This is a genomic window from Kitasatospora sp. NPDC048722 (genome assembly GCF_040650235.1).
Taxonomy (GTDB): domain Bacteria; phylum Actinomycetota; class Actinomycetes; order Streptomycetales; family Streptomycetaceae; genus Kitasatospora.
Genome location: NZ_JBEZGX010000033.1, coordinates 17,139 through 33,554 on the forward strand (window position 1 = coordinate 17,139; position 16,416 = coordinate 33,554).

Consider the following 16,416-nt stretch of genomic DNA (forward strand, 5'->3'; position numbering starts at 1 on the left):
TTCCTCCGAGAGGGAGAGCACCTCATGACCCAGCGCACCGCGGAAGAGATCCGGCAGGACATCCGCGACATCGTGATCGCCATGGCGCCCGACCAGGGCCTCGCCGACCGGCCCGACCCGGAGCTGGTCGAGGAACTCGGTTACCACTCCCTCGCGTTGCTCGAACTGGCCTTCGCGCTGGAGGACGAGTACGGCCTGCCGGCGATCGACCGCGAGCGCGCCCGGCTCATCCGCCGCCTCAGCGACGTCCAGGACTACGTGGTCGCCGAGCTGGCCCGGGCCGAGGCGAGCGGGGGCGCGGCGTGATCGACGGACGGCTGCGCGCCGTGGCGGACCGCGGGCCCGGACGGGCGGCGCTGGTCTGCGGCGAGCGCCGGATCTCCCACGGCGAACTCGCCGACCGGATCGCCCGGGTGCGCGGCGGACTGCACGCGCTCGGCCTCGGACCGGACGGCCTGCTGCTGCTCGCGCTGCCCAACTGCCCCGAGTTCGTGGTCGGTTACTTCGCCACGGCGGGCATCGGCGCGCGCGTGCTCGCGCTGGACCCGGGGCTGACGGGGGCGGAGTACCGCCGGGTGCTGGCCGAGGGCCGGCCCGACGTCGTGGTCACCACGGCGGCGCTCGCCCCCCGCTGGGCCGAACTCGCCCCGGGCGCCGCCCTGGTGGTCGTCGGCGGCCCGGCACCGGGCGGCCGTTCCTTCGAGGAGCTGATGCGCGCCGACGCGCTGCCCGCCCGTCCGGCCGACCCCGACCGGGCATGGGTGCTCACCTACTCCTCCGGCTCCACCGGCGAGCCCAAGCGGATCTGCCGCAGCCAGGACAACCAGCTGGCCGAGGCCGACCACATCATCGCCAGCGCCGCCGTCACCCCCGACGACGTCCTGCTCTGCCCCGTGCCGCTGTACCACGCGCTCGGCCAGTTCTGCTGCATGATCGTCGCGGTGCTCGCGGGCGCCACCCTCGTCCTGCCCGAACCCGACGGTGCAGCCGAACCGGGCGGGCCCGACCCCGCCGACCTGCTCGCGCTCGTCGCCCGCCACCGCGTCACCGTCCTCCCGTCCGTGCCCTACCTGCTCGGCGCCCTCGCCGACTGGCCCGAGGACCGCCCCGCCGACCTCTCCTCCGTGCGGCTCTGCCTCTCCGGCAGCAACTTCCTGCCGCCCGCCGTCCGGGAGCGCTTCCTCGCCCGGTTCGGCGTCCCCGTCCGCCAGACCTACGGCAGCTCCGAGGCCGGCAGCGTCAGCTGGGACTGCGACCCCGACGGCTTCGTCCCCGAATCGGTCGGCCGCCCCCTGCACGGCGTGCGGGTCGAGGTGCTGGACGAGCACGGCCGCGTCCTGCCGACCGGCAGCACCGGCGAGATCGCCGTCACCAGCCGCTCCGTCATGCTCGGCGAACTCGCCCCCGGCGGCACGCTGCTGCGCCCCGGCCCCGAGCGCTACCTCACCGGCGACCTGGGCCGGCTCGACGAGGACGGCCGCCTCCACCTCACCGGCCGCAAACGGATCCTGGTCGACACGGGCGGGCACAAGGTCAACCCCGTCGAGGTCGAGGAGGTCCTGGAGGCGCACCCGGCGGTGCGCGCGGCGGCCGTGGTGGGCGTCCCCCTGGCCGGCGGCGGCGACCTGCTCGTCGCCGCCGTCGTGCCGGGCGACGACGGCCCGGTCCCCGCCGAGGAGTTGCGCGCGCACTGCCGCGCCCGCCTCGCCGGGCACAAGGTCCCCGCGCGCTTCGAGACCGTCGACGGCCTGCCGCGCACCGAACTCGGCAAGCTCCGCCGGAGCCGCCTGGCCGCCGAGCTCACCGCCCTCGTGGACGCCGGCGCGGACCGCCCGGCCTCCGGGATCTGGCACGAACCCGACCCGGGGCGGCGCGCCCGGCTCATCACCGAACACCTCCGCCGGCGTGTCGCCGACCTGCTGGCCGTCCCGCCCGAGCGGATCGACCCGGCCGCGCCGCTGCACGCCCAGGGCCTCGACTCGCTGGCCGCGCTGCGCCTCAAGATGGCCGTCCAGGACGACCTCCGCCGCACCGTCGGCCTGCCCGAACTCCTCGGCGGCGCCGGCCTCGACACCCTCGCCCACCGCCTCGCCGAGGACACCGCCGGTCCCACCGAAGCACTCGTCGCCCGCGGCCCGGTCGTCGGCGAGTTCCCGCTCTCCCACAACCAGTCCGCGATCTGGCACGCCGACCAGCTCGTCCCGGAGGCCGCCGCCTACAACCAGAGCTTCGCGGCCCGGATCACCTCGCACTGCGACCCCGCGGCCCTGCGCCGCGCCTTCCAGAGCCTCGTCGACCGCCACCCCGCCCTGCGCACCACCTTCGTGCTGCGCGACGGCCGCCCGGTCCAGCGCGTCGCCGAGCACGCGGACGTCGACTTCGCGGTGGTCACCGTCCCCGCCGACTGGCCCGGCCGGACGGAGCAGCTGAGCGCGACGGCGTTCCGCCCCTTCGAGCTCGACCACGAGACGCCGCTGCGCGTCCGGCTCCACCTCGGCGCCGCCGACGGCCCGGTCCTGCTCGTGACGGTGCACCACATCGCCACCGACTTCTGGTCCACCGTCGCCCTCCTGCGCGACCTCGCCGCCGCCCACGCCGCCGACGGCGAGCTGTACCGGCCCGCGCCCCGGCACGGCTACACCGACTACGTCCGCTGGCAGGCCGAGACCCTCGCCGGCCCGGCGGCCGAACGCGACTGGGCGTACTGGCGCGACCTCCTCGCCGACCCGCCGCCGGCCCTCGAACTCCCCGCCGACCGGCCCCGCCCGGTCGTCCAGAGCCAGCGCGGCGCCCTCCACGTCCACGAACTCGACCAGCCGCGCGTCAAGGCCCTGCAGGACTTCGCCCGCCGCCACGGCAGCACGGTCTACACCGTCCTCCTCGCCGCCTTCCAGGGCTACCTCCACGCCTGGACCGGCGAGCGCGACATCGCCGTCGCGACCATCACCACCAACCGGCAGCGCTCCGAATTCGCCGACGTGCTCGGCTACTTCGTCAACCCCGTGGTGTGCCGCACGCAGGTGGATCCGCAGCGCCCGTTCACCGACCTGCTCGCCTCGACGGGCCGTGGGCTGCTGGCGGGCCTGGAACACCAGCAGCTGCCCTTCGCGACGGTCGTGGAACGGCTGGCCGCCGAACACCCCGGCCGCCGACGCGACCGCAGCCGGGCGCCGCTGGTGGAGATCGGCTTCGGCCAGAACAAGGCCCAGGACGGCGGGATGCTCGCCGTGAGCCGCTTCCTCTCCGGGGCCGGCCAGGAACTGCGGCTGGGCTCGCTCGTGCTGGAGTCGCTCCCGCTGCGGCGGCGCGGCGTGGTCTACGACTTCTCCGGCGCGGTCCACGAGTCGGCGGACTCGGTGGCGATCGCCTGGGAGTACAACACCGATCTCTACGAGACGGCCACGGTCGAGCGGTTCGCCGCCCAGTTCGAGGAGTGGGTGGCGCGGCTGCTGGAGCGGCCGGAGCGGCCGCTGGCGGAGCTGGACGCGGGCGGCGGAGCGGTGGCACCGCTCGCCGACCCGGCCGACCCGGCCGACCCGCCGCCCGCGCTGCCGCGGGCGATCGGCGACCTGGCGCGCGCCCACCCCGGGCGGGCCGCTCTGGTGGCGGGCGCCGACACGCTGACGTACGCGCAGGTGTCCGCCCGGGCCGGGGAGCTGGCCGCCCGGATCGCCGCGCTGGGCCTGGCCCCGGGCGCGCGCGTCCTGCTCCGGCTCCCCGGGCGGCCTGCGGACCTGCTGGCCGCCGGGCTGGCGGTGCTGTGGTGCGGCGCGGTCGCCGAGCCGCTCGACACGGCCGCCGAGGTCCGTGGGGCGTGCGCGGACGCGGAGCTGCTGATCACCACGGCGGAGGGCGGCGTCGAACTCGGCGCGCTGCCGCTGCCGGTGCTCTGCCCGGAGGGGCCGGGCGAGGCCGGGCAGGCCGAGCCGCTCCCCGTCGGGCCGGGCGATCCCGCGCTGGTGCTCCGCACGTCCGGCGTGACCGGCGAGCCCAGGGCCGTGGTGCAGCCGCACGGCGCGCTGGCCGCCTGGGCACGGTGGCTCGCCGGGCAGTGCGGGCCGGGTGGCCGCGTCCTGGTGCACGGCGGGCCGGGCGCCGACCAGGTGCTGGCCAGGGCGCTCGCGGCGCTCGCCGCGGGCAGCACCGTGGTGGTCGCCGGTGAGCTGCCCCAGCTCCTCGACGGCGGCGATCGGTTCGACCTCGCCACCGTCACCCCGTCCGAGCTCTCCACGCTCCTCCCCGAGCTCGCCGCGTCCGGCCGCGAGCCGGCCGTGCGTACGCTCCTCGTCACCGGGGAGGCGCTCACCCCTGCGGTTGCCGCGCGGTGGCGGGCGGTGAGCCCCGACTCGCGGCTGCTGCACGGCTACGGCGGCGCGGAGACCGCGCCCGTCGTCTGTGCCCGCGAGGTCGTCGCCGACGACCTGCCCGCCACCGACCCCTTCCGGCCGCTGCCGGTCGGGCGGCCTCTGGACGGGATGACCACCCGGGTGCTCGACGACGTCGGCCGCCCGACCCCGGCCGGGGTGCCAGGGGAGTTGTGGGTGACGCGCTTCCCGGGCGACGAGCCCGTCCGTACCGGCGACCTCGCCTGCCGGCTGCCCGACGGCGGGACCGTCGTGCTGGGGCGCGCCGCCGATCCCACCCGGCGCAACGGCTACCCGGTGCCGCCCGGCCGGGTGGAGGCCGCGCTGCTGGGGCTGCCCGGGGTGCTGGGCGCCGTCGCCGTGACGGAGGACGCCCACCTCGTCGCGCGCGTGGCCGTGGACCGCTCCGCCGGGCGGCCGGCACCACGCCTGCGGGAGGCGCTGCGCGAGCTCCTGCCCGAGTACCTGCTGCCCTCCGAGGTGCTGCTGACCGACCGCCTGCCCGCCGTCCGGAACGGCAAGACCGCCCGCAGCGGCCCGGCACCGGCCGCGCAGCCCCGGACCGAGGAGCCCCGGACCGAGCAGCCGGACCGGCCGGCCGGCCCGACGGACCCGGTGGAGGCCGTGCTCGCCGCGATCTGGGCCGAGGTGCTGGGCGTTGCCGAAGTCGGCCCCGAGGACGACTACTTCGACCTCGACGGCGACTCGATCACCAGCATGAGCATCGTCTCCCGGGCCGCCGAGGCCGGTTTGCGGCTCACTCCCCGGCAGATCTTCACCCACCCCACCGTGCGCGAACTCGCCACCGTGGCCGAGCGGACGGCAGCACCCGAGCCCGGCACCCCCGCGTCGCAGGACGGCACCCCCGCGTCGCCGGACGGCCCCGTCGACGTGCCGCTCGCGCCCGTCCAGCAGTGGTTCCTCGACCTGCCGCTCGTCCGGCCGCAGCACTGGAACCAGACGCTGCTGCTGCGCGCCGCCCCGGGCCTGGACGCGGACCTGCTGCGCCGCGCCCTGCTCGCCGTCGCCGCGCACCACCCGGCCCTGCGCTTCCGCTACCACCGCGACGAGGACGGCTGGCACCAGACCGCCCGGCCCGACGCCGAGCCGGTCCGCGTGATCGACGCCACCGGCACGGGCCCTGATGCGGAGAGCGCCGCCGTCCGCGCGCAGGCCGGACTGGACCTGACCGACGGCCCGTTGTTCGCCGCCGTCCTCCTGCCCGGGAGCGAGGAGCCCGGCCTGCGCCTCCTCCTGACCGCCCACCACCTCGTCGTCGACCTCGTCTCCTGGCAGATCCTGCTGGACGACCTCGGGCGCGCCTGCGAGCAGCTGCTCGCAGGCGAGGAGGTGCACCTGCCCCCGGTCACCACCCCCTTCGCCGAGTGGACGACCCGGCTGCACACCCACGCCGACACGCCCGCCGTCCGGGCCGAACTGGAGCGCTGGAGCGGCCCGGTCGCCCAGCCGGCCGCCCGCCCCGACGCGGGCACGGAGGGCCAAGCCGCGCTCGCCGAGGCCGCGTTGCCCGCCGAGGCGACGGCCGCGCTGCTGGCCGCGAGCGGCGGCCGCGGGCGCGACCGCGCGCAGGACGTGCTGCTCGCCGCCGTCGCCCAGGCGGTCGCCGAGTGGACGGGGGAGCGCGAGGTGGTGCTGGACGTCGAGACGCACGGCCGGGCCGACCTGTTCCCGGACGTCGACCTCAGCCGCACCGTCGGCTGGTTCACCGCCGTCCACCCGGTGACGGTCGCGCCGGACCGGTCGGCCGGGGAGGCCGGCCCCGCCGCCACCTACCGCACCGTCCGCGCACTGCTGGACGGGCTGCCCGCCGAAGGCCTCGGCCACGGCCTGCTCCGCCACGCCGCGAGCGATCCGGCGGTGCGAGACCGGCTGGCCGCGGGCCCGCCCGCGACCGTCAACGTCAACTACCTGGGCCGCGCGGGCCGCCTGGTCGGCGGCGGGCCGACCGAGGGCCGGGCTCTGACCCCGCTGCCGCTCGCCGGCACCGGCGACCGCGGCCCGGACAACGCGCGCCCGTACCCGCTGGAGGTCAGCGCCCTGCTGATCGACGACCGGCTGCTGGTGCGGGTGCGCCACAACGCGGTGGTGCATCCCCCGACGGAGGTCCAGCGGCTGCTCGACCGCGTCCTGACCGGCCTGACGGCCATCGTGTCCACGCTCGCGACGGTCCCCGCCGCGGACCGCGCGCACCAACTCGCAGGAGGCCAGTAGTGTCAACAACTCCTTCCGCCCCCGCAGGTCCCCTTCCCCCCGCCACCGCCCTGGTCCGGGCCGGCTGGGCGGCCGCGCTGGGGCGCGACGACTTCGGTGACGAGGACGACTTCTTCGCGGTGGGCGGCCACTCGCTGCTGGTCGCCCGGATCATGGCCGGCATCGGCCGGCAGGTCGGCACCCGGCTGCCGCTGCGGATGTTCTTCGACCACCCGACCGTCGCGGACCTCGCCGGGGCGCTCACCGCCAGGGGGCTCGTCCCCGGCGAGGGCCGCGAGGAGAAGGGAGCCGGCGCGTCATGACCGGACCGGACCGCCTCCTGCCCCCGCCGCAGTGGTTCGCCACCGCCCGGCCGTTCCCCGACACCGCGACCGTCCCCGACCTGCTGCGGGCCGCCGCCCGGGCCCACCCCGACCGGCCGGCCCTGGTGGCGAGCGACGGCACCGCCCTGACCCACGGCGAACTCGACGCCTGGACGGACCGGCTGGCCCGCCTGCTGGCCGAGCGCGGCATCGGCCGCGGCTCGTACGTGGCGCTGTACGCCGACCGCACCCCGCTGGCCGCCGCCTCGCTCGTGGCGGTGCTCAAGGCCGGCGCCGCGTACGTGCCGATCGACCCGGCCTGGCCCCGGGCCCGCGCCCTCGAACTCCTCACCGACCTCGGCGTGAGCTGCGTCGTCGCCGGCCGCGCCCGGCTCAAGGCCGTCCAGGAACTGCGCTGGGACGCACCCTCCGTGCGCGAGGTCGTCTGCCCCGAGATCACCGCGAAGGACACCTGGGCCGAGGTGCTGGACCGCGAGATGGTCGAGGAGTTCTTCGACTTCCTCTCCGGCGAGCCCGACCCTCTGGAGGCGGCCGGCTTCAACCTGCGCCGCTCCGAACGCCCCTACCGGCCGGGCGACGTGACCGGCTACCGCGACCACGTCGGCCGGCTGGGCCGCGAGGCGGCCGGCGAGGGCGCCCGGATCCTGGAGGTCGGCTGCGGCTCCGGCCTGATCACGGAGGCGCTGGCACCCACCGCCGCCCGCTACGTGGCGGTCGACCCGTCCTCGGTGGCGGTCAACCGCAACCTGGCCGCGGCGGCCGCGGGCGGCTACGCCGCGGAGGGGGCGGTCTGCTACGCCCACGAGGTGCCGCAGACCGTGTCCGGAACCTTCGACCTGGCGATCATGGCGAGCACCGTCCAGTTCCTCCCGGACCTGGACTACTTCCTGGAGACCCTCCGGGGCCTGCTGCCGATGCTGCGCCCCGGCGGCACCCTGCTGCTGGCCGACCTCATCGACCCGGGCCTGGAGGCCCACGCGGGCCTGCGGATCCCGCCCGCCCTGCTGGAGCGGCTCCCGCAGCTGCTCCCGGTCGTCGCCGGGGTCGAGGTGCGCCGCCGCCGCGCGGAGGACTTCGCCGGCGAACTCTCCCACCGCTACGACGCGTTCATCACCGTGGGAGAGGGGGCGGTACCGGCGGTGCGGCCCGGCCGGGTGTGGACCGGCGCCGACATCGAGGCCAGGCCCGCCGGAGCGCTGCCGTCCGGCACCGTCACCGCGGACGACCTCGGGTACGCCGTGTTCACGTCCGGCTCCACCGGCAAGCCCAAGGGTGTCATGGTCCAGCACCGTCCGGTCGTCAACCTGATCGACTGGCTGAACCGGACCTGGGCGGTCGGGCCGGGGGACCGCATCCTCGCGGTCGCCTCGTTCTGCTTCGACCTGTCCGTCTACGACCTCTTCGGGGTGCTGGCCGCGGGCGGCTCGGTGCACCTGGCGACCCAGCCGGAGATCGCCGAACCGGAGGTGCTGATCGACCTCCTGGAGGCCGAGCCGATCACGCTGTGGGACTCGGCACCGGCCGCGCTCGCGATGCTCACCCCCTTCCTCGACGGACGGCCCGCCGACGGCCTCCCCGCCGAAGGGCGCGGCTCGCTGCGCCTGGTGCTGCTGAGCGGCGACTGGGTGCCGCTCACGCTCCCCGACGAGATCCGCACGGCCTTCCCCCGGGCCGAGGTCGTGGCCCTCGGCGGTGCCACCGAGTGCACGGTCTGGTCCAACGCCTTCCCGGTGGGCGAGGTCGACCCGGCCTGGCCGAGCATCCCGTACGGCCGTCCGATGGCCAACGCCCGCTACCACGTCCTGGACGCCGCCCTGCGGCCCCTGCCCGTGGGGGAGCCGGGCGACCTCTACATCGCCGGGGCGTGCGTCGCGGCGGGTTACGCGGGCCGGGCCGCGCTGACCGCCGCCTCCTTCCGCCCCGAACCCGGCTCGCCGGAACCCGGCGGGCGGATGTACCGCACCGGCGACCGCGCCCGCTGGCTGGCGGACGGGAACCTGGAGTTCCTCGGTCGGCTGGACGAGCAGGTGAAGGTGCGCGGCCACCGGATCGAACTCGGCGAGGTGCAGCACGCCCTGCACCAGTGCCCGGCGGTGCGCGCCGCGCTCGTCACCACGGTGGACCAGCCCGGCGGCCGGGACCTGGTCGCCTTCTACGTGCCGGCGGCCGACGGGCCGTCCCCCGAGGAGGCCAGGGCGTTCCTCCTCGCCCGGCTGCCCGCGCACCTGGTGCCCGCGCGGGTGCTGGCGGTGGACGCGTTCCCGGTGCGCGACACCGGCAAGGTGGACCGGGTGGCGCTGCTGCGGCTGCTCTAGGCGAGAACGCCGGAACGGGCGGTGGCGGGAACCTCCCGCCACCGCCCGTCGTCGTGTCGGGCCCCTCAGAACGCCGCCCCGGCCGGCCGGGGCTCGCCCATGAAGTGGACGATCTCCTCGTGGTTCGTGGAGCGCACCGCGTTCAGCGCGCCGCTGCGGTAGTAGAGGTCCAGGCAGGTCGGGTCCGGGCCGAGGTCCGGCTCCTGCCCGGCCCGCATCAGGGCCAGGGCCGCCGGGACGTTGTGGCTGAACGTCACCCCGGCCCGCCGGAAGTAGCCGCGGCCCGCCACCTCCTCGACCAGCGCCTCCTGGTCCGCCACGACCGGCTGGGTCAGCAGGTCGTAGCGGAACACCTCGTCCAGGAAGGCCCGGTGCTCCGCGTCCAGCCGGGGGCTCACGGCCTCGCCCCACCAGCGTTCCAGCGCCGTGCGGCCCGCCTGCTCGGTGAACAGGTAGCCGATCGCCGCCGCGTAGGCGGGGGCACCGCCGCCGTGGGCCCGCGCGGCCGCCTCGCGCAGCGGCGCGGCCTCGGGGGCCGGGGTGGTGTCGATCCAGTCGGCCAGGCTGTCGAGGACCTCGGACTGGGTCCACCCGGCCAGCCGCCGCAGCGGCAGCCAGCAGTGCCGCAGCACGGCGTTCTCGGCCACCACCCGGGCCCAGAACAGGAACCGCTGCATCCGGGCGTTGTCCTCGAACGTCATGGTGCGGTGCGCCAGCACGTACTCGAAGTCGTCGTGGTCGCCGCGCAGCGCGACGATCCCGTGGACCTCCTTCTGCTCGGAGTACTCCGTGTTGGGCAGCAGCATGATCGGGTAGACGGCGATCCGCGAGACGTGCTCGGCCAGTTCGTCGTAGCCGCGCAGGAAGGACTCGACGGTCTCGCCCGGCGCGCCCCAGATCAGCTCGGCGTAGCAGTCCAGGCCCTCGCGCCCGAGCCACTCGACGAGCTCCCGCCAGTCGTTGACCTTCATGTTCCGCCGGCGCATCGAGTCCAGGGCGTCCGTGCTGAGCGACTGCAGGGCGAGGGTGAACGAACTGCGCAGGCCGGCCTCCTTCATCCGCCGCACGATCTCGTAGAACACCTTCGACTTGTTCTTCGCCCAGGAGGTCTCGAAGGCCCGGGGAAAACCCAGCCGGCGATTGACGGAAATGAGGTCCTCGACCAGTTCGAGGTCGATCGGCAGCATCCCGAAGTTCGCGTCGCAGGCCACCACGGTGTGCACGCCGAGTTTGCCGAAGAGTTCGAGTTCGGCGCGCAGCCGCTCGCGCGAGAAGGCCCGCACGCGCTGGCCGACGGCACCGCCCCAGTAGCAGAAGGCGCATTTGTACGGGCAGCCCCGGTTGGTCTCGATCAGGGCGACGTCGTAACGGAAGTTCCCGGCCTCGTCGAGCAGGTCGATCGCGCCGGTCAGGAACGGCGAGGGAATGATGTCGAGGTTCTCGATCCGGGGCCGGTCCCCGGTGGTCACGACGGTGCCGTCGGGGCGCCGGAAGGATATCCCGGCGATGTCGTCGAGCTCGTGCCGGGAACGGCCGTCGCGGCGGGCCCTGACCAGTTCGGGGAAGGTCAGCTCGCCCTCGCCGTTGACGATCACGTCGACCTCCGGGTGGAGCCGGAACACCCGCTCCGCCTGGCCGCTGACGTGCGTGCCGCCGAACACCACCCAGCCGTCGGGCTGCAGTTGGCGGTAGGTGGCGGCGAGCGCCCCGAAGGCCCGCACGTTCCAGCCCAGGACGGAGAAGCCGACGAGGTCGGGGAGCTCCTCCCGGAACAGCCGGTGGGCCATCTCCCCGTGCGTCACGCGGCCCCGGAAGTTGCAGATCTCGACCGCCGTCCCGGACCGGAGCTCGGGATCCTCCAGAATCATCGCCTTCAGGTATCCGGAGGCCAGCGGCATGGATTCCAGAGGCATGTCCCAGACGCCCTGCTGAACGAGTGCCACCCTGAGCTGAGGACCATGCATTCAGCGCTCCAATTCTCCACGTCGAATGGTTCGGGAGAAAGTCTGACGGTCCACGGAGGAAGGGTAAAGCGGCGTTTGACCGGAACGCAGACAGCGGGCGACGGAAATGCCTATCATGCCGCCCATGGCAAAATATCGATGGCTGGTGGAGATATCCGGGCAGGACTCCGCCGCGACGGTGCTCTACGCGTTTCCGCACGCCGGTGCGGGCGCCGCCGCGGTCAAGCCGCTGTGCCGGGGGCTGGGCGACTCCTGCCGGGCGGTGGCGGTGCGGCTGCCCGGGCGCGAGTCGCGGATGGACGAGGAGCCCTACACGGAGCTCGGTCCCCTGTGCGACGGCCTCGCCGAGCAGGTCGCCGCGCACGCCGACGGGCGCCGGGTGGTGTTCTACGGTCACTGCGGCGGCGCGGTGTTCGCCTACGAGACGGCCCGCCGGCTGCCCCCGGGCCGACTGGCGGGGCTGGTCCTCTCGGCCCAGCAGGCGCCGGACCGGATCCCCCCGGTGCACACCTGGCGGCTGCCCGACGACGAGTTCCTGGCCCAGGTGGCGCGGGACGGCTACCTGCCCGAGGCGGTCCTCGCCCAGCCCGAGCTGCGGGAGCTGGTCCTGCCCGCACTGCGGGCCGACTACGAGGCCATCGAGCGGCACGAGTTCGCGGTCGACCCGATCGGAGCGCCCGTGCTCGCGCTGCTCGGCGAGGCGGACCACTCGGTGGCGGAGGAGGACGTGGCGGCCTGGTCGCGCTTCACCACCGGCGGGTTCCGGCTCGGCCTGCTGCCCGGCGGGCACAACCTGCTGCTGGAGGACCCGGCCGCGGTGGCGGCCGTGCTGCGGGCCGAACTCGCCTGAGGGGTGCGGGTGGTGGGCCGGTCATGCGCGTCAGGTGCCCGCGGTGCCGCCCACCACCCGCCCGCCCAGCGTGCCCGCCGCGAAGGCCTCCCACATCGGCCGCCTCCGGGGCTTGCCGCTGGACGTGCGGCGGATCAGCCCGGACGGACCGGCCACCACCACGACCTCGGCCCCGTCCAGCCCGCGCCGCAGCCGCTCGACGGCCGTCGCCACCCAGGCCCCCTCCCGGCCCTCGACCACCGCCACGGCGGTGTCGACGCCGTCGCGGGCGCCCAGCAGCACGGCCGGGCGCCGGTGCCGCAGCTCCGCGATGCCCGCCAGCACCGCCTCCAGGTCCTCGGCGAAGACGGTGCGGGCCCGCTGCTTGAGGCTGTCCCCGAGGCGGCCGAGGACGAAGAGCCGGCCTCCGTGCAGGAAACCGCTGTCCCCGGTGCGGAGCCCGGTGGGGTCGAAGGCGGGGCCGGCGCCGAGGTAGCCGTCGGCGATCGAGGACCCGGCGCAGACGATCTCGCCGACCCGGCCCGGCGGCAGCTCCTCGCCCCGGTGGCCGACGATGCGTATCCGGCCGTCGGGCAGCAGCGGCCTTCCGCAGCCCACGAGTTCGAGGCGTCGTTCCGGCGGGGTGGTCCGGCCGGCCGGCCGGATCGGGTCCCCCGTCCGCAGCGCGCTCCGGTCCACCCGCAGGGTGGTCGGCTCCTCGGCCAGCGGCACGCCGGTGACGGCCAGGGTGGCCTCCGCGAGGCCGTAGGCCGGCAGCATCGACGCGGCGCGGAACCCGTGCGGCGCGAGTAGCTCCACGAAGCCGGACAGGATGGCCGGATCGATCCGCTCGGCACCGGTGATGACCGCCCGCCACCGCCCGAAGTCCAGCCCCGCCAGCGCCTCCGGCCGGACCCTGCGCAGCACGTGGGCCAGCCCGAACGCGGGCGCCGCCGTGAGCCGCGCGCCGTGCTCGCCGAAGCAGCGCAGCCAGGCGAGCGGTGAGCGGACGAAGTCCTCCGGGCGCAGCACCCACAGGTCGGCGCCGGTGGTCACCGGGGTGAGCAGGCAGCCGACGAGCCCCATGTCGTGGTGGAAGGGGAGCCAGGTGGCGGTGGGGTCGTCCGGCCCCATGCGCAGCCACCGCCGGACGGCGGCCAGGTTGGCTTCCAGCGCCCGCGCGGAGACCACGACCGCGCGGGCCGGCCCGCTGGAGCCGGAGGTGAACTGGACCAGCGCGGTCGCGGGCGCCCCGACGGGGGCGGTGTCGGCGGCGCACCCGTCGGGCCACGCGGCCGCGAGGTCGAGCACGGGGGCGGCCGCGCCGGGCGGACCGAGGCCCGTCGACGCGGCGCCGAGCAGGATCGCCGCCGGCTGCAGGACCGCGAGTCGGGCCGTCAGCCGGTCGCGGTAGGCCGTGTCGTCCTGGAAGGTCGCCGGCGGCGCCAGCGGAGCGGGCACCGCCCCGCACAGCAGCGCGCCGAAGAAGGCCGCGACGAACTCCGGCCCGGAGCCCAGCACCAGGGCCACCGCCCGGCCGGGCCGCACGCCGGCCGCCCGCAGCCGCCGGGCCACCGCGTGGGCGGCGGCGGCCAGTTCGGGGTACGGGTGCCGCGTCCAGGTGCCGTCCGGGCGGAGGAAGCGGATGCCGCGGTCCGGGTCCGGTGCGTCCAGCCAGTCGAGCAGCCCGCGCGCCGTCACCGGGCGCCCGGGGCGGTGCGGGGGAGGAGCTCGTCCAGGCGGCGGGCCCCGGCGAAGACGCCGAGCAGCCGGCCCGCCGCGACCGGGTCCTCCCTCGCCTGCCGCACGGCGGTGGTCAGGTGCTCGTCCGCCCCGGTCAGCGCGGCCTGCCGGCAGGCGAATTCGAACATCGCGGCGGAACCGGCGTCGCGCCGGGCCTGGTGGCGGGCGAGGGCGCGGTCCGGCGGCAGCTTCCCGGTGAGGGCGTCGTGCAGGGCGGCGGCGAGGTTCTCGGCGTCGGTGAAGGCGTCGGAGATGCCGCGGGCCGCGATCGGGTCCTTGTGGTGGCCGGCGTCGCCGGCCAGGGCCCAGCCGGGACCGTGGGACTGGCGGTAGTAGTTGCGCAGGCCGGCGGCGCCGTGCACCGGCCCGGCGAGCCGGGCCGCGGCGATCCGTTCGGCGGCGCCGGGGAAGCCGGCGAGCGCGTCGAGGTAGCCGCGCCGCCGGTCGCGCCCCCAGGCGCGGAACGCCTCGCGGCGCAGGCTGAGCGCGACGACGGTGCGGCCCTCGTGGGTGGGCCACATGGACAGGCCGCTGCCCGGCCGGAAGTGCGCCTCGACGCCGTCCACCGGAAGCCCGGTCCAGTAGGCGTAGGCGGTGGCGGCGAGCGGGCCGCGGTCGACGAGCACGGGGGCGTCGACGGCGCGGGCGACGGTCGAGTTGCGTCCGTCGGCCCCGACCACGACCCTCGCCCGGACGGTGAACCGGTCGCCGTCCGCGGTCGCGGCGAGCACGCCGGTGACGGGGCCGCCGTCCGTCCCGCGCAGCACGTCCAGCACGGTGACGCCCTCGCGCAGTTCGGCCCCGGCGGCCCGGGCCGCGTCGGCGAGCAGCCGGTCCAGGACGGTGCGGCGCGGCGCGTAGGTGACGGCCGGGGCGGTGGCCGCGTCGTCGGAGGTCGGCGCGCCGCTCAGGGCGAGGCCGCCGAAGTCCAGGCCGATCCGCTCCAACGGCGGGCAGCCGGTGTCGACGAGGGCGTCCAACAGGCCCCATCGGGCGAGGAGTTCGACGCCGGGCCGCTGCACCCAGTGGGTGGACATGGTGTCGCTGGGGAAGCGGTCGCGCTCCAGCACCAGGACCCGGTGGCCCTGCCGGGCGAGCAGCATGGCCAGCGGGGAGCCCGTGCAGCGGGCGCCGACCACGACCACGTCGACCTCGGTTCCGGGGGACGGCGTCTGCGCCGCGGCGGTGTTCAACTGACGCTCGTCCGCGCTTGAACCGGTCCGGCGGCCCGCGGTGCGTCGCCCCGCTGCAGGCTGTCGGCCAGCGACTGGAGGATCCCGGCGCAGCCGTGGCTCAGCTCGACGACCGACACCAGGCAGTGCGCGGGCAGGCGTTGGGCGATCTCCTGCTGCTCGCGGACCACCGCGTGGCAGGCGTCGAACATCCGCAGCAGCGTGCGGCCCGTCTCGTTGAAGCGCAGGGACGGGTCCTTGCGCAGCCGGTCGAACAGACCGGCCAACTCGGCCGGGGACTTGGGCTCCTGGCGCGGCGCCGCGGGCTCTCGTGGTGGTGCGTTCCGCTCGCTGCCGCCGCCGCGGCGCCGGGCCGGCACCGGGTCCTCGCCGCGGCGCAGCCGGTCGCGCACGTCGGCCGCGGTGGCCGGGGAGATGCCGGCCTCCCTGGCTATCTGGCGCAGCGAGGCCTGGGGATTGCTGGCGATCAGTTCGACGGCGCGTTCCCGCCCCTGGGAGCAGTCCAGCGGCCGGGAACGACCGTCGCGGCCGATCCGGCTGGTGAGCTTGGGCAGGTGGGAGACCTGCTCCTGGCGCAGCTCGGCGACCTTCTTGGCGGACAGCCCGGCGACGGAGGCGACCATCCGGTCCGACCAGGCGGGGTGGGTGGCGAAGATCCGCCGGGCCGCCGAACTGCGGTCGGCCAGCGAGAGCGGCAGCCCGTGCTTGATGTTGGCGGCCACCGAGAGCAGGAAGACGTCCGCCTCGCTGCCCTGGAAGAAGCGGACCTCGATCTCCTGCTGGCCACGCAGTTCCGCGGCCCGCAGCCGGTGCATGCCGTCGACCACCCGCATCGACGGCTGGTGCACCAGGATCGGCGGATGGGTGGCGTCGGAGGCGGCGAGCAGCCGCACGTGCTCGCCGTCCTCGCCCTCCAGTCTGGGCGAGTCGGCGTCGAGGAGCGCCCGGATCGGCACGACGGTGACGGCGGAGCGCTGCAGCTTGTCGTGCCGGAGCGACAGCAGCAGCGAAGTGGGATCGCCGACGTGACAGAAAGGCTGAGTCGTGCTCATCTCGACGCTACTCCCCGTGTGTGACGGAACCGTTGTCCGGGAACGCGCGCCTGGGTCGGCTCAGGCGGTAACGTTCCCGAAGTCGTTGAGGTTCAGCGGATTTTCCAATTTCTGGGGCGACCCGTGGATCGGCGCCCGCCGAGCGTCCGCATCCCGTTGTCGCCCCCCGGTCAATGTTCCTGACAATGCGTGATTTAGCTGCGAACAGTCAAGGGCCACGGCGGCCCCGGGACAATTCCCGGCCCCGGGTGTGAGGCCGGCCGCGGCCGGGTAGGCAATCCTCTTCCCGGGCGGCGGTGGCACCGGTGGCGGGCGAATCCACGGAAAGCTTCGGTCAATTCCAAAGCGATGTCGGCGTGGTTCGCGCGAATCGGGTGCGCGGTGTGCTCGCGGCCGAGGGG

Annotated in this window: 9 protein-coding genes; 5 read left to right on the forward strand and 4 right to left on the reverse strand. The window is 75.8% G+C overall.

From position 1 onward, the window contains the following. Positions 1-24 precede the first annotated feature (24 nt). From AB0C76_RS23665 to AB0C76_RS23680, 4 genes are read left to right on the forward strand one after another with little or no spacing between them, the layout of a single operon-like run. A complete protein-coding gene (locus tag AB0C76_RS23665; protein WP_359968812.1) occupies positions 25-306 on the forward strand; it encodes a hypothetical protein in 282 nt (93 codons plus the stop codon). Next, entirely contained in the window at positions 303-6,596 is a 6,294-nt protein-coding gene (locus AB0C76_RS23670) for a condensation domain-containing protein (RefSeq protein WP_359968815.1), read from the forward strand. The genes AB0C76_RS23665 and AB0C76_RS23670 overlap by 4 nt, the downstream gene beginning before the upstream one ends. Continuing rightward, the gene (locus AB0C76_RS23675) at positions 6,596-6,898 is read left to right on the forward strand and encodes a phosphopantetheine-binding protein (RefSeq protein ID WP_359968818.1); all 303 of its coding nucleotides are present in this window, start codon (positions 6,596-6,598) and stop codon (positions 6,896-6,898) included. Before AB0C76_RS23670 ends, AB0C76_RS23675 begins: the two co-directional genes overlap by 1 nt. Beyond that, positions 6,895-9,234, forward strand: a complete 2,340-nt coding sequence (locus AB0C76_RS23680) for an amino acid adenylation domain-containing protein (RefSeq protein WP_359968821.1) — start codon at positions 6,895-6,897, stop codon at positions 9,232-9,234. Before AB0C76_RS23675 ends, AB0C76_RS23680 begins: the two co-directional genes overlap by 4 nt. Before the next feature lie 65 nt (positions 9,235-9,299). On the opposite strand, the gene AB0C76_RS23685 is transcribed toward AB0C76_RS23680, so the two are convergent. Continuing rightward, positions 9,300-11,198 carry a KedN5 family methylcobalamin-dependent radical SAM C-methyltransferase gene (locus tag AB0C76_RS23685; protein WP_359968824.1) on the reverse strand — a complete coding sequence of 633 codons (1,899 nt, stop codon included), beginning with the start codon at positions 11,196-11,198 and terminating at the stop codon, positions 9,300-9,302. A 124-nt stretch (positions 11,199-11,322) separates the two neighbouring features. Between AB0C76_RS23685 and AB0C76_RS23690 the strand changes: the two genes are divergently transcribed. Beyond that, positions 11,323-12,048 carry an alpha/beta fold hydrolase gene (locus AB0C76_RS23690; protein ID WP_359968826.1) on the forward strand — a complete coding sequence of 242 codons (726 nt, stop codon included), beginning with the start codon at positions 11,323-11,325 and terminating at the stop codon, positions 12,046-12,048. Between the two features lie 30 nt (positions 12,049-12,078). On the opposite strand, the gene AB0C76_RS23695 is transcribed toward AB0C76_RS23690, so the two are convergent. The 3 genes from AB0C76_RS23695 to AB0C76_RS23705 are packed head-to-tail and all read right to left on the reverse strand — an operon-like array spanning position 12,079 to position 16,015. After that, complete coding sequence (locus tag AB0C76_RS23695) at positions 12,079-13,728, reverse strand: AMP-binding protein (protein WP_359968829.1); 1,650 nt, start codon at positions 13,726-13,728, stop codon at positions 12,079-12,081. Further along, positions 13,725-14,963 carry an NAD(P)/FAD-dependent oxidoreductase gene (locus AB0C76_RS23700; RefSeq protein WP_359968832.1) on the reverse strand — a complete coding sequence of 413 codons (1,239 nt, stop codon included), beginning with the start codon at positions 14,961-14,963 and terminating at the stop codon, positions 13,725-13,727. The genes AB0C76_RS23695 and AB0C76_RS23700 overlap by 4 nt, the downstream gene beginning before the upstream one ends. Next, on the reverse strand, positions 14,960-16,015 hold the full coding sequence (locus AB0C76_RS23705; RefSeq protein WP_359968835.1) for a ParB/RepB/Spo0J family partition protein: 1,056 nt from the start codon (positions 16,013-16,015) through the stop codon (positions 14,960-14,962). The genes AB0C76_RS23700 and AB0C76_RS23705 overlap by 4 nt, the downstream gene beginning before the upstream one ends. Positions 16,016-16,416 lie beyond the last annotated feature (401 nt).